Consider the following 13,853-nt stretch of genomic DNA (forward strand, 5'->3'; position numbering starts at 1 on the left):
GTATCAGCAGCTTTTACTACAAACTTTGATATGTGAAAACAAAGCTTAACTCTTTCCTTTGGCTGCTATTTTTAATCAGGTTTAATTGATTCATATCGCGTCCCTTAAGCTTACTTTTACACGCCAAGCCACTTTTATTTTTAGTGTTGTTTCACTTTATGATACTAATAAAGTGCCTTTGTACATTTGCATTTGGCAATGAAAAGCGTACTCCCCCGCTTGAAGTGCGGGTAGTTTTACGGTGTTATTTTCATTCATGGCCAGCGTTTTACTTATATCGAGTGCTGGAAATATAACCGTTTCGGCACACGGAGTGCCGTCTAGTCTATTAAAAGTCAGCTCTACTTCTTTATTAGCAGCCACTTTAATGTGTGCAGGCGAATAAACGCCGTTATTTACCGTTATGGTTATTTTATTATTAGTGCTTTGTACTTGTTGAGGCTTATATAACCAAAACCAGTAAATAATTGCGGCTATTAACAAGGCGCCTAGTATATTAATCATCAGCATAGTGATTACTCCTACCTATAAAATTACGATTTACTGGGTTTAAAAAAGCGTAAGCGGTTTGCATTACTTACTACGGTAAGTGATGACATTGCCATGGCAGCTCCCGCTACAACTGGATTTAGTAAAATACCAAAAAATGGGTATAACAGCCCTGCAGCAAGCGGAATACCGGCCACGTTATAAATAAATGCTCCAAATAAGTTTTGTTTGATGTTTACTATGGTGGCATTACTGACAGCAATTGCATCGCTAAGGCCATGCAATGAGCCACGCATTAACGTTATATCTGCACTTTCAATGGCGACATCAGTACCGGTGCCAATGGCAAAACCAACGTCGGCTTGCGCCAGTGCGGGGGCATCATTTATACCATCGCCGGTCATCCCTACTATTTCACCTTTGGCCTGGTGTTTGGTGACTTCGCTGGCTTTATCATCAGGCATAACCTCTGCTATAAAGTCATCAACGCCCACTTTTTTTGCCACTGCTTGTGCGGTTACTTGGTTATCACCCGTGAGCATAACAATGCGTATACCTTTGCTTTTCAGTCGCTTAATTGCTTTTTCTGAATCTTCTTTGATGGGATCAGCCACGGCTATAATTGCTTGCAGCTGTGTATCTGTTGCGAAGTACATAGGCGTTTTAGCGGCGTTGGCTAATTCCTTAGCTTGTGCTTGCGCTTCTTTGATATTGATATTGTGCTGGCTCATTAGCGCTTCGTTGCCAAGCAATAGGGTTTTTCCATCAAATTTACCGATGACACCTTGGCCGGTTATGGCTTCAAAGTCTGTGACTTTTTCAAGCGCTATATCATTGTTTTTAGCATAATTAACAATGGCTTCAGCTAAGGGGTGTTCAGAACCTCCTTCAAGGCTAGCGGCAAGCTTTAAGGTCTCTGCTTTATCGCTGTTATGAAAATTAATTACATCGGTAACGGTTGGCTGACCTTGGGTGATGGTACCTGTTTTGTCTAAAATCATAGTCGTTATTTTAGAGGTTGTTTGCAGCGCTTCACCATTACGAATAAGTATGCCCGACTCTGCGGCTTTACCAATACCTACCATTATTGACATAGGCGTTGCTAAACCCAATGCGCAAGGGCAGGCAATAATAAGTACTGTGGTAACGGCCACAACCGCATAAGCGATAGTGGGTTCCGGGCCAAAGTTTAACCAAGCAAGACCAGCTAACACTGCGATAATCATTACGGTAGGGACAAATACGCTTGATATCACATCAGCTAAACGGCCTATTGAAGGTTTAGAGTTTTGCGCGCGTTTTACCATATTAATAATATTGGCGAGAGTGGTTTCGCTGCCAATATGTGTGGCTTTGAATAACAATGTGCCACTTTTATTAATACTCCCGGCCACGACGGTGTCGCCTTCGCTTTTGTTTATGGGCATTGGCTCGCCAGTGAGCATTGATTCATCAACAGTGCTACTGCCTTCGAGTACTTCACCATCTACTGATATTTTTTCACCGGGGCGGACACGCACGGTATCATTTTTTAATACCTCACTAATATCAACATCTTGTTCTTGGTTATCTCGAACAACACGAGCTGTTTTGGGTTGTAAGCCAATTAAGCGTTTTATAGCCTCGGAAGTACGCCCTCTGGCTTTTACTTCAAAGGCCAGACCTAGACTTATTAAGCCAATGATCATCGCTGAGGCTTCAAAATAAACGTGTCTAGCGACCTCGGGTAATATACTTGGTGCAATAACAACTACCATAGAGTATAACCAAGCAGTCCCTGTGCCTAAGGCGATGAGGGTGTCCATATTTGCGGTGTGATTTTTAAAAGACTGCCACGCTCCGTTATAAAACTGTTTACCTGCAACGGTCATCACCGCTAAGGTAACTATGCCGACAATAAACCAACCAATACGCTGGACATGGGTTGTTACACTCATATCAAAAATAAGTCCATAAAGCATAAGAGGTACACCTACGCCTAAGGCTAATACCATGTTACGCATTAGCTTTTTGTAATGCGCGTTATCGGCTTCGGCTTTTTCATCAAGGGCGTCTTGCTCCGACTCGCTATTGATTGGCTTAGCTTTATAGCCTATAGCCTCGACCGCTTGTATAAGTTGATCTGAAGCTGTATTACCCTCAACTTGAACAGTACGATCAGCAAAATTCATTTCAACATGTTGCGCACCTTCCACAGCTCCAAGGGCTTTTTCAATTTTAGCAACGCAGCTGCCGCAGTTAGCGCCTTCAATCATAAAATTTTGCACTGTGTCTTTACTATGACTCATTTTGCTTCCTCGGTATTAACTTGTTCGTTAAGGGGATCAATAAAGGTTTCAATTAAGCTGCATACATCCGCACTAGCTACAGCATTGTCTGAGTTTTGCCATTGTTTTGCAGCGGCTTGCATGCGGGTTCTTAGTTTGAGTGTTTCTTGGAATAGCTGCTCTGTTTCTGCGAGCCGCTTGGTTATTATTTTACGAGTGAGTGGGCACGGGCAATTGCCTTGTTCCGACTCTGCAACTATTTGTTGAATATCTTTAATAGAGAAACCAAGTTGACGCGCACTTATAATAAATTTTAAACGTTGTTGGTCGTCTGTGGTATATATTTGATAACCATTACTTTCGCTACGAATTGGGTTAAGTAACTTTACACGGGTATAATGGCGCACAGTATCTTGGGTCACTTTCATGGTTTTAGCTAATTGTTTTACGTACATAACCTAACTCCATCGTTATTTAATGGTGATATAATAAACCTATGAGCAACACATAGGTCAACCACTATTTTAAAATGAATACTTTTGTTATTTTTGATTTATATATAAAATTTCATCATTTACTCATAGCATTAAGAATGCAGTAGTAACTTTGCAGTTACTGTTGAAATATGCGTGAACTCGGTGTTGATTTATAGCACAAATTAACTGTAGTTTAGTGTTCCTCACTACGCGATGTTTAAGTGTTAAACTTAATTGTTCTGTATCTTTTGAGCTTCAGGCCTAGAAACACCTCGCGCTGCACTAAAAGTGAAACTTTATAGGTTGGTTTTGACCGCAATAATGCGCATAAATGCCGTGTAACCGCCATGATCTGAAGTTCCAATATAAATTTTAACTTTTACGGGTTAGGCAATTACAGAAAATCCAACTCAGCCTTAATTTTCTAGGTTTTTCGTTCGATGTGGTGAATTGTTCTATCATAGCTAAAACGTTACACTATTTTTTCTTACTAGCTTTGTTTTAAACATTTAAAACAGTAAGTTAAATGTTTAAGTTGAACTAAGCATTGAGATTTTATCTTTGTGTCTTTTTTGGTTCTAAAAAAGGTAAAGTGAATTTAATTTACAAATAAATTAATAGGATGGTGATGTTTTAGGTTATTGTATGCCATGGACTTTAAATTTTTTAGAGTGGCAATTCTTACTTTAACTCACATAAGGGTATAAATTTACAGTATGTTTGTAATTGATAATATCATTCTCGTTAGTGCTATTTTAATTTTACTTGGGGTGATCTCGAGTAAGTTGTCGGCACGTGTGGGTTTACCTGTGCTAGTGCTATTTTTACTTGTGGGGATGCTTGCAGGTGAAGACGGTATTGCTGGTATTTCATTTAATAATGCAGAGGCTGCACATGCTCTGGGTACTTTAGCGCTTGCCATTATTTTGTTTGATGGGGGGTTACAAACGCCTACCAGTTCCATTAAACAAGTATGGAAACCAGCCTCTGCCTTAGCAACGGTGGGTGTGTTATTCACTGCTATTATCACTGGTCTTGTGGCAACTTACATTTTAGGACTTCCTGTATTACAAGGTATTTTATTAGGGGCGATCGTTGGTTCTACCGATGCCGCAGCGGTGTTTGCTTTACTACGAAGTGCGGGCATTCATTTAAATAAAAAGCTTAAGTCTACTCTAGAAATTGAAAGTGCCTCAAATGATCCTATGGCTATTTTTCTAACAGTTGGCTTATTAGAAATACTTATGAATGAGATGCCTATGGGCATGGGGTTACTCCTTTTATTTGTTCAGCAAATGGGTGTGGGCGCTATCTGTGGTTTGCTAACGGGTAAATTAGCTGTTTGGTTCGTTAATAGTATTAAGTTAAATGCATCGGGCTTGTATTTGGTTATGGTAACTGCATTTGGATTACTATCTTTTGGCCTTTCGTCAACGCTCGGTGGTAGCGGTTTCTTAGCTGTATTCATAACCGGTGTTATTTTAGGTAATAGTAAGTTTGTATATAAACGCGGTATTTTCCTTTTTCATGATGGTTTAGCATGGTTAGGGCAAATAACCATGTTTGTTGTACTAGGATTACTAATAAACCCATCATCGTTAGTTGATGTATGGTTAGAAGGGTTGCTTATTGCACTTGCACTAATTTTTGTTGCAAGACCACTGGCGGTTGCACCTATATTAAAATTATTTGGTTTTAATAATCGAGAAACCTTTTTTGTATCTTGGGTTGGCCTACGTGGCTCAGTGCCGATTATTTTAGCTATATTCCCATTACTGTTTGGCCTTTCGGGGGCTGATCTTATTTTTAATGTAGTTTTCTTTGTGGTGTTAATTTCAGCAACATTGCAAGGCTCAACGATGCCTTGGCTTGCTAATAAATTAAATCTTGTTGAAACACCGCCTGATTTAGCTGCTGCAACGCTCGAAATTACCGCTTTAAATGATATTGATATAGAGATTGTGGAATATACCTTAAGTGATGTTTCTCGCGCCTCTGGGCGTCGATTGTCAAGAGCAGCACTACCAGAAAGTGTGGTAGTGGCTATGATCACACGAGGGCCGTCAATCATCCCACCAAGGGGGTCAACTAAGTTAAAACCAAACGACCACTTGTTTGTTGTTTTAAAGCCAGCTAATAGACCTTTTGTAGATTTAGTGTTTACTGCAACGGATAAAACAAGTCATCAAGATAGCCACTTGGCTCACAACGAGCTTAGAGTTAAAGGCGTTACTTTGGTGGGGGATATATTTTACTCTTATAATATGAAAATAGATGAGCGAGAAGAGCTTAGCTTGGAAGAGGTCATTAACCAAAAAGTTTCACCACCGCTTTGCAAAGGCTCTATAGTGGTTATCGATAACATTCAATTAAGAGTCATAACTATGGTGCATTCACGTATTGTTACCATTGGTTTAAAGTATTTGAAGCAACCAAAAAAAATTCTTAAACTCAAATCATAAATGCATAACTTAACATGCATTAATTTATACGGTATTTGCCACTAAAAGGTGTGGTAAATTAAAAGGGTGAAATATTTTTAAAAAGCTTCGTCATTGCGTGCTCTGATTGGCTACAATGGCGACTCTGAATTTAGGTTTAATTTTACTAGGCTATTATGCAACTGATTGAAATTAATAAATCGCGTTATCGTAAGCATTTAAATCGCGTGATTGTTGGCTGTGGTCTTGCGTTAGCAGCTGGTAGCTTAGCTATTTCACAAACACTTATTACGTTATTCCCAGATGAAAGTGGTAGTCATTTTCATTGGAATTTGTTGGGCGTGATAGTGACAAGCCTTATGATTGCGTATGCGCTTAATAAATACCGTACACACAATTATATGACTGAGGTTGTATATGTGTGGGAGCTTAAACAGGCGCTTAATAAAATTACTCGTAAAATGGCTAAGCTAAAAGCAGCCGGGCGTGAGGGTGACCCACAAGCGCTACTTGCTATTCATTACAGTTATGCGGGCTCACGGTTATTGTGGCAGCTTGATGATAACACTATCACCATGGATGAATTAGCTATTAAACAGGCAGAGCTTGATAGTGTTGCTGAAAAATTTAATGTGACCTTAAACGCTGACGATTACAATGAAGCTATTTTAAAGCAATACTAACGCGGCTTGTTTAGCTAAACTTAATCAGTTTTATAAACGTACAAATATTCAACTACTATTTATAAGGTTTATAGAGCGGATGAAAAATAAAGTAGCGCCCAAAAAGCTCCTACATAGTAAATGGACGGCCGTAACACCTATCAATAAAGAAAAACACTTCATGATCACAGATATGGAACTTGATGACGAGGGTAATGTTTTATATTGTGAGATTGAGGCTGTGATGTCTAAGCGCACGCAAGCTATCGATTGGCAACAATTAAAAGAGCAAAGTTTGTGGTTACAAGGCTGGAAATAATAAGCTGTGGTATTATTAGGGCCTGTTGACCTTTCAAGATTGAATTTGCAGTAGTCTGTTTGGTATTTAGGCAAGGCAGCGCCTATGTGGTGTAGTTATTTCGCATAAATAGGCGGTAACGCAGCATTAATGTCAAACAGGCGCTGCCCGAAGGGTTCTGCCTAGGGGCGATTAACTCTTTGTTGCCTACATGGATGTAGGTAAGGGGCGTGAGCAGGACGCGTAAGCTTTGCTCGGCTTTTACTTAGCCCACTAGGTTACAAACCTCGCGCCGTGATTAAATCTCCCCTAGTTTGAACGAATTTTAATCCGCAAAGGTCAACAGGCCTTATATTTTTACTTTAAAAGGCTTTTTAAAAAATGTTGAATACTAAGCTTTACAAAAGCGTACTTAATTTAGCCGGCGATCTTGTTGAAGCCGCACAACGAAAAAACCAAACACAGTTTGATGCGCTTTACACCAGGCTAGAAAATATCTGTATTGAGAACGAAAATACCGATAAAGACCATCCAGTACAGTGGGAAACACTTGCTGATTTTACCGATGACTTTGCAAAAGCTATTCAGCTTTATGAAAAAGCTCTAGTAAAAGCCACGGCGATTAACGCTAAAGACTATATGTCATCAATTGGTTATTCACTGGCTACTATGCACGTTGAACTTGGCCAAACAGATGCGGCTATCGCCAGCCTTAAAGAAGCCAAAGTAAGTGCTAATAAAATTGCTGATAAAGAACTAAAAGCTGAAATTGATGAACTGTTAGCAGATCTAAAAAGTAAACAAACAAGGAGCTAACTCATGAAAAAGATACTTGTTGTGTGCATGGGTAACATTTGCCGCTCTCCAACGGCTGAAGCCGTATTAAAAGCCAAGGCCAGTCAGCAAGGAATACCCATAGAGATAGACTCAGCAGGCACTATTGGTTACCACCAAGGGAACCCGCCAGATAAACGTTCGCAAGAAGCCGCGTTAAAGCGAGGTTATGATTTTGCAGGGATCACGTCGCGTAAAGTAATTGATGATGACTTTAGTTATTTTGATTTAATACTCGCTGCAGACAAACAAAACCTAGCCGATTTAAAGGCGCGTTGCCCTGAGAACTTACACGATAAGTTAGGGTTGTTTTTAAGTTATGCTAATAGCAGTACGGATGAAGTTCCTGATCCCTATTACGGTGAAGGCGATGGCTTTGAACTGGTGCTCGATTTAATCGAGAGTGCCAGTGATGAGCTATTAAAAAAGCTGTAAATAACCCCTTTTGGGCTACTTACAGCAGGGTTTACTAATTGATTTTAAAATCTAATTTAACTTGGCTGGTGGCAACCACGGCTTGACCATTTTCAAACTTAGGTGCATAACGCCATTTTTTCATAGCATCCACGGCTTCTCGTTCAAATACGCTGCCGCCCTCAGAATTTAGCACTTTTATGTTTTCAACAAAGCCGCTTTTGGTTACATCAAACTCCATCTGTACTGAGCCACCTCTGCGTTGTTTTACTTTGCTCATTGGGTATTCAGGGTTTTGGCGATAAAGTGGGGTTTGCTCTTGGCTTTCTTGCCACGGCACCATTTTAGCAATAGCAATACAGTGCTTGGTAGCCTCGTCACCTTTGCCGGTACGTTCATAAAGCGCCACTAGTTTAGAATGAGCGGCGAGTTCGGTGCTGTGATCAAACTCAAGTGCTTGGTCAAAAACAGCCACTACTTTATTGAGCCTTAAGATAGCTTCATCATAATCTTTTCGTCCTTCAGCAAAGGCTGCGACTAAAAAGTTAGCTTTAACACGCTCAATCTCATTTTCAGGCAAATTAGCTTGATAGTATTCATCTGCTTCTAAATAGTTTCGGGCGGTTATAAATCGTTCAGCGGTGTGATTTCGAGCTAGGTGTTGCGCCGCTGCAAACTTCATATCCATAGCTAATTTAGGATTTTCATTTTGTTCCGCAATATCAATAAGCTCTTTAAAGTAATTATTAGACTTATACGCAGATGGCGCAGTTTCGGCCATGCCAAGCAAGGCATCCATAACTATTAAATCACTTTCATTATGGTTAGCAACAAGTACGGTGTAAGCTTGCTTATATAAAGCAAAGCGTTGCTCGATAATTTTATTATCATAAGTACCCATTTCATTAGCGTAATTAACCGCTAAATTTGCAGTGTTATCTGCTTGCACACCAAATAATTTTTTACCGCGTTGATAGGCTTGCTTTGCTTGCGCTTTAGCCCCTTCAGGCGCGTTTTGAGCTGTTAAGTAGCTCTGATAAGCGGTTTTAAATTGTGCTTGCAAGTTTTCGTCAGCAAATGTTGTCGCACTATAGGTAAGACCAAGGCAAAGCATTCAAATAGAGGCTTTCATAATATTCCTTATTATTATCAGGTTTTGAGATTAGAAAAGGGGGACATAGTTGTCACCTTTTGAGGCTAACCTCTCAAATTATTATAAGTTAAACTAAATTCAATATTCAGGCTTATCTCTATGGGTTATAATGCTTGAATTATCGGTAACTACCTCAATATAGTTATTCACTATTGCGATGAAAGTTCATTAAGTTTCATGTTGTGATACTATCACAATTAAGTTATCGCATTTATTTTCAAATTTGGATTTTTCGTGGCAGAAGTAAGAGCTAGAGTCCAGCTAAACGTTGGCAAAAACAGTGATATTCCCGCAGAAATTGTTTCTTTTAGCGGTTTAAACGATGGTCAAGAGCATGTTGCCTTTGTGTTCAACCAAGCTGATACAATGCAAACTGTGCCGCTAATTCGCATGCATTCAGAGTGTTTAACGGGTGATGTGTTTCATTCTTCGCGCTGTGATTGTGGCGAGCAACTTAATGAATCCGTTGAAGCTATGCATGAACAAGGCGGAGTGCTGTTGTATTTACGGCAAGAAGGGCGTGGTATCGGTTTATATAACAAGATTGATGCCTATGTATTGCAATCTCAGGGTATGAATACATATGAAGCAAATAACCATTTAGGCTTTGCTGATGATTTACGTGATTTTTCTGATGGGGTACTCATGCTTGAGGCGCTTGGCTTGAATCACGTAAAATTAATGACTAATAACCCTAACAAGCTTAATGCACTGCGTGACGCAGGTATTGAGGTTGATACCGTGGTGGGCACGCATGCCCATATTAAAGCGGGGTTAGTCGGTAATCGTGCTTATTTAGAAACAAAAATTAAACATGGTGCGCACATGTTAGATATTAAGAAGATTAAAAAACCTTAATTTTCAGCGCTTGTCTATGTAATCCCAATCCACGCCGAGTTATACTCGGCGTGTTTCGTCGTTAAGTTAAGAGCAATTATGTCAATTGAGTTACGGGTATTTAAGGCCGATGCAGGCTTGAAATGGTTTAAAGCAGGGTGGCTTATTTTTAAAACTCAGCCACTTACCTTTATTTTTATGCATTTATTTATCGGCATCATCGGATTAATTTCATTATTTTTACCGTTGCTGCAAATTGTCGCAGCACTTGCTACGCCATTTTTAACTGCGGGCTTTTACCAAGCAGTGATTACCAAACAGCAGGGCGGAAAAATTATGCTGGCCGATATTCTAAAGCCGTTTTCAAATAAAGGAAATCGCGTCGGTTTATTGCGTTTAGGGCTTTATCAAATGGCGGCAGGGGTTTTAATGGCTTTATTGGCTAACGGTTTATTTGCTGATGCTGTTGCGATTATGACCCAGCAAGATATTGACCCAAATGTCGCGCTTGAACAAATGCTAGCGTCCATATCCATGGCTAATGTTGTGCTGTTTTTAATTGCGTTAAGTATCTATTTAACTGCGTTTGCCTATGCTGTACCGCTGATTTACTTTAATCAGCAAAAGCGTATCTTTGAAGTTTTAAAGAGTTCATTTATGGTGTTTTATCATAATATAGGTGCGCTTAGTGTATATGGTGCAATATGTGCATTTTTTATGGTGTTGTCGATGTTCTTGTCGTTCTTGCCGCTGTTGATTTTAATGCCAATTTGCTACATTAGCTTTTTTGTATCGTATCAGGCTATTTTTATGCCGCTTGTACCTGCTGCACCAGAAGAAAACAGTACCAGTGACAATGACGATAATCAATCAGGCCGCTTTGACGCTTAATGGTTTATTAAATGGATGATGCACTAAAAAAGAAATTAAAAAATTATGTTTTGTGGTTGCTAGGTCGCCAAGATTATTCGCGCAGAGAGCTCACCACAAAGCTTAAGAGTAAAGAGGCAACCCCCGAATTTATCGAAAGCTTATTAGATTGGTGCGAAGAGCACAATTTTATTAATGAGCAACGTTATTGTGAAGGGTTTGTTCGCCGCCACCTAGCCAAATACCATGGTTTAAAGCGTATTAAAAGCGAAGCGGTGGGCAAAGGGATTGATACTTACTTGCTTGAGCAGGTAATTGAAAACCAAGAAGTTGACTGGTTTGAACTTGCGCAGGAAGCGTACAATAAAAAATATTCAACAACACAGACAGACTTCGACTACAAAGAAAAAACAAGGCGCGTACGCTACTTGATGTACCGAGGTTTTAGTTACGAACAAATCGATTTTGCAATGCAAGCACAGTAAAAAAACGGGTGAGACTTTCACATGCAACAAATAACTACCGCACAGATCAGGCAACAATTTTTAGACTTTTTTGCCAATAAACAACACCAAATTGTTCCATCAAGTTCGCTTATTCCGGGGAACGATGCCACTTTATTATTTAATAATGCCGGTATGGTGCAATTTAAAGATGTATTTTTAGGCGGCGAAAGTCGTCCTTATAATCGTGCAACCAGCTCACAACGCTGTGTCCGTGCCGGTGGTAAGCACAATGATTTAGAAAACGTAGGTTACACTGCACGTCACCATACCTTTTTTGAAATGCTAGGTAACTTTAGTTTTGGTGATTACTTTAAGCGTGAAGCGATTAAGTTTGCTTGGGAGTTTTTAACTGAGCAAGTAAACCTGCCTAAAGAAAAGTTACTCGTTACTATTTACCATGATGATGAAGAAGCTTTTGATATTTGGGCTAATGATGTAGGTATTGCTGAAGATCGTATTATTCGTATTGCAACGGCTGATAATTTTTGGTCGATGGGTGATACAGGCCCATGCGGGCCGTGCTCAGAAATATTTTACGATCACGGTGAAGATATTTGGGGGGGGCCTCCGGGAACGCCAGAAGAAGACGGCGACCGTTTCATTGAAATTTGGAATCTTGTCTTCATGCAATACAACCGCCATGGAGATGGTGAAATGGAGCCTCTTCCTAAGCAGTCAGTTGATACTGGTATGGGCCTTGAACGTATTTCTGCTATTTTACAGGGAGTACACTCAAACTATGAAATTGACTTATTTCAGGCACTAATTAAAGCTGCGGCACAGATCACCAATGCCCAAGATTTAGATGACAAGTCATTACGTGTAGTGGCTGATCATATTCGTTCGTGTGCGTTTTTAATATCTGATGGCGTAATGCCTTCAAACGAAGGGCGTGGTTATGTGTTGCGTCGCATTATTCGTCGCGCTGTGCGCCATGGTAATAAATTAGGTGCGCAGGGTGCGTTTTTCTACAAGCTGGTTGCGGCATTAATTGAACAAATGGGCCAAGCCTACCCAGAGCTTGCTAAGCAGCAAGAGATCATTGAAAAAGTACTACGTATCGAAGAGGAGCAGTTTGGTAAAACGCTTGAACGTGGTTTAGCTATTTTAGAAGAAAGCTTAAATGAATTAAGCGGTGATGTGATCCCCGGAGACTTAGTGTTTAAGCTTTACGATACGTATGGTTTCCCTGCTGATTTAACAGCCGATGTAGCTCGTGAACGCTGTATGAGTATTGACGAGCAAGGCTTTGAAGAGTGTATGGCTGTACAACGCAAAACAGCCCAGCAAGCGGGTAAGTTTGGTGCCGATTACAATCAACAGTTAAAGTCAGACAAGCATACTGATTTTAAAGGCTACGATAGCGAACATCACACCGGTACTGTAATTGAGCTATTTGCCGATGGCCAAGCGGTGTCTGCGCTCGAAGATGGTCAGCAAGGTATTGTGATTTTAGACCGTACACCATTTTATGCAGAGTCGGGCGGTCAAACTGGCGATACGGGTAGCTTAAAAGTAGCAGGCGGTGAGTTTGTCGTAACAAATACTACTAAACTAGGCAGTGCATTTGCGCATCATGGGCAAGTACAAGGGCGCATTGGTACTAACGACAAAGTCGATGCTAACATTGATGGCGCCCGCCGCGACCGAATTAAGAAAAACCATACCGCAACCCATATTTTACATGAAGCGCTGCGCAAAATATTAGGTGAGCATGTGAATCAAAAAGGTTCATTGGTAGAGCCAGATCGCATGCGTTTTGACTTCTCACACTTTGAAGCCGTAACTAAAGATGAACTGCGCCAAATTGAAGCTGCGGTTAATGATGAAGTGCGTCGTAACTTTGCACTTAATACTGAGTTAATGGCAATTGATGACGCCAAAGCAAAAGGGGCGATGGCACTATTTGGTGAAAAATACGATGACGAAGTGCGCGTCGTAACCATTGGTGATTATTCTATCGAACTTTGTGGTGGTACTCACGTTGAGCGCACCGGAGATATTGGCTTATTTAAAATAGTATCAGAAAGTGGTATTGCTGCGGGTGTACGCCGTATTGAGGCGGTAACTGGCGGTGATGCAATAGCCTATATTAGTGAGCAGGAGCAGCAGCTAAGTAAAGTGGCGGCATTGGTAAAAGGTGATAACGTTTCTGTACTTGAAAAAGTCAGCGCATTGCTTGAAAAATCAAAAGGCTTTGAAAAGCAAATTGCGCAGCTTAATGACAAACTAGCCAGCGCAGCAGGAGCTTCTTTGCTTGATAACGTAGTTGAAATCAATGGTATTAAGCTATTGGTTGCAAACGTCGAAGGCACTGAACCTAAAGCATTACGTGGTATGGTTGATGACCTCAAAAATAAGATTGGCTCAGGTGTTATCGCGCTCGGTGTTGCCAGCGGCGATAAAGTTAGTTTAATTGCGGGTGTAACTAAAGATTTAACTGGCAAAGTAAAAGCTGGTGAACTGGTCAATCATATGGCATCACAAGTAGGTGGTAAAGGTGGCGGACGTCCTGATATGGCGCAAGCTGGTGGCTCTGAGCCAGAAAACCTCGCCGCAGCACTTGATAGCGTCACTTCGTGGTTTACTGAGCGTACTTAAACTTA

At 40.5% G+C, this 13,853-nt stretch carries 13 protein-coding genes; 9 read left to right on the plus strand and 4 right to left on the minus strand.

All coding sequences use genetic code 11. From position 1 onward, the window contains the following. Positions 1-156 precede the first annotated feature (156 nt). The 3 genes from ACT3RM_RS03150 to ACT3RM_RS03160 are packed head-to-tail and all read right to left on the minus strand — an operon-like array spanning position 157 to position 3,211. Complete coding sequence (locus ACT3RM_RS03150; protein ID WP_441836060.1) at positions 157-510, minus strand: cupredoxin domain-containing protein; 354 nt, start codon at positions 508-510, stop codon at positions 157-159. A gap of 23 nt (positions 511-533) precedes the next feature. Further along, on the minus strand, positions 534-2,777 hold the full coding sequence (locus tag ACT3RM_RS03155) for a heavy metal translocating P-type ATPase (RefSeq protein WP_441836061.1): 2,244 nt from the start codon (positions 2,775-2,777) through the stop codon (positions 534-536). After that, positions 2,774-3,211: a MerR family transcriptional regulator gene (locus ACT3RM_RS03160; RefSeq protein WP_441836062.1), complete on the minus strand. Its 438-nt coding sequence runs from the start codon at positions 3,209-3,211 to the stop codon at positions 2,774-2,776. The genes ACT3RM_RS03155 and ACT3RM_RS03160 overlap by 4 nt, the downstream gene beginning before the upstream one ends. Positions 3,212-3,948: 737 nt before the next feature. Here ACT3RM_RS03160 and ACT3RM_RS03165 point away from each other — a divergent pair. From ACT3RM_RS03165 to ACT3RM_RS03185, 5 genes are all read left to right on the plus strand, one after another. Then, complete coding sequence (locus tag ACT3RM_RS03165) at positions 3,949-5,694, plus strand: potassium/proton antiporter (RefSeq protein WP_441836063.1); 1,746 nt, start codon at positions 3,949-3,951, stop codon at positions 5,692-5,694. Between the two features lie 155 nt (positions 5,695-5,849). Continuing rightward, complete coding sequence (locus ACT3RM_RS03170; RefSeq protein WP_441836064.1) at positions 5,850-6,356, plus strand: DUF3087 domain-containing protein; 507 nt, start codon at positions 5,850-5,852, stop codon at positions 6,354-6,356. Between the two features lie 79 nt (positions 6,357-6,435). Then, positions 6,436-6,654 (plus strand): TIGR02450 family Trp-rich protein, encoded by a 219-nt coding sequence (locus tag ACT3RM_RS03175; protein WP_441836065.1) that lies wholly within the window; start codon positions 6,436-6,438, stop codon positions 6,652-6,654. 360 nt (positions 6,655-7,014) lie between these two features. Further along, positions 7,015-7,449 carry a tetratricopeptide repeat protein gene (locus tag ACT3RM_RS03180; RefSeq protein WP_441836066.1) on the plus strand — a complete coding sequence of 145 codons (435 nt, stop codon included), beginning with the start codon at positions 7,015-7,017 and terminating at the stop codon, positions 7,447-7,449. Positions 7,450-7,452: 3 nt separating this feature from the next. Beyond that, on the plus strand, positions 7,453-7,902 hold the full coding sequence (locus ACT3RM_RS03185; protein WP_441836067.1) for a low molecular weight protein-tyrosine-phosphatase: 450 nt from the start codon (positions 7,453-7,455) through the stop codon (positions 7,900-7,902). Positions 7,903-7,936: 34 nt separating this feature from the next. Here the strand turns inward: ACT3RM_RS03185 and ACT3RM_RS03190 are convergent, their stop codons facing one another. Further along, entirely contained in the window at positions 7,937-8,995 is a 1,059-nt protein-coding gene (locus tag ACT3RM_RS03190; protein WP_441836068.1) for an energy transducer TonB, read from the minus strand. Positions 8,996-9,268: 273 nt separating this feature from the next. Between ACT3RM_RS03190 and ACT3RM_RS03195 the strand changes: the two genes are divergently transcribed. The 4 genes from ACT3RM_RS03195 to alaS all read left to right on the plus strand — a co-directional run bounded on the left by ACT3RM_RS03195 (position 9,269) and on the right by alaS (position 13,848). After that, on the plus strand, positions 9,269-9,892 hold the full coding sequence (locus ACT3RM_RS03195) for a GTP cyclohydrolase II (protein ID WP_441836069.1): 624 nt from the start codon (positions 9,269-9,271) through the stop codon (positions 9,890-9,892). 78 nt (positions 9,893-9,970) lie between these two features. Then, positions 9,971-10,762 (plus strand): BPSS1780 family membrane protein, encoded by a 792-nt coding sequence (locus ACT3RM_RS03200; protein ID WP_441992900.1) that lies wholly within the window; start codon positions 9,971-9,973, stop codon positions 10,760-10,762. A gap of 11 nt (positions 10,763-10,773) precedes the next feature. Then, a complete protein-coding gene (locus ACT3RM_RS03205) occupies positions 10,774-11,226 on the plus strand; it encodes a regulatory protein RecX (protein WP_441835672.1) in 453 nt (150 codons plus the stop codon). 21 nt (positions 11,227-11,247) lie between these two features. After that, positions 11,248-13,848 (plus strand): alanine--tRNA ligase, encoded by a 2,601-nt coding sequence (gene alaS / locus ACT3RM_RS03210; RefSeq protein ID WP_441835671.1) that lies wholly within the window; start codon positions 11,248-11,250, stop codon positions 13,846-13,848. Positions 13,849-13,853: the final 5 nt, after the last annotated feature.

The organism is Pseudoalteromonas sp. AOP7-A1-14, from assembly GCF_052376275.1.
Classification (GTDB): Bacteria; Pseudomonadota; Gammaproteobacteria; order Enterobacterales; family Alteromonadaceae; genus Pseudoalteromonas.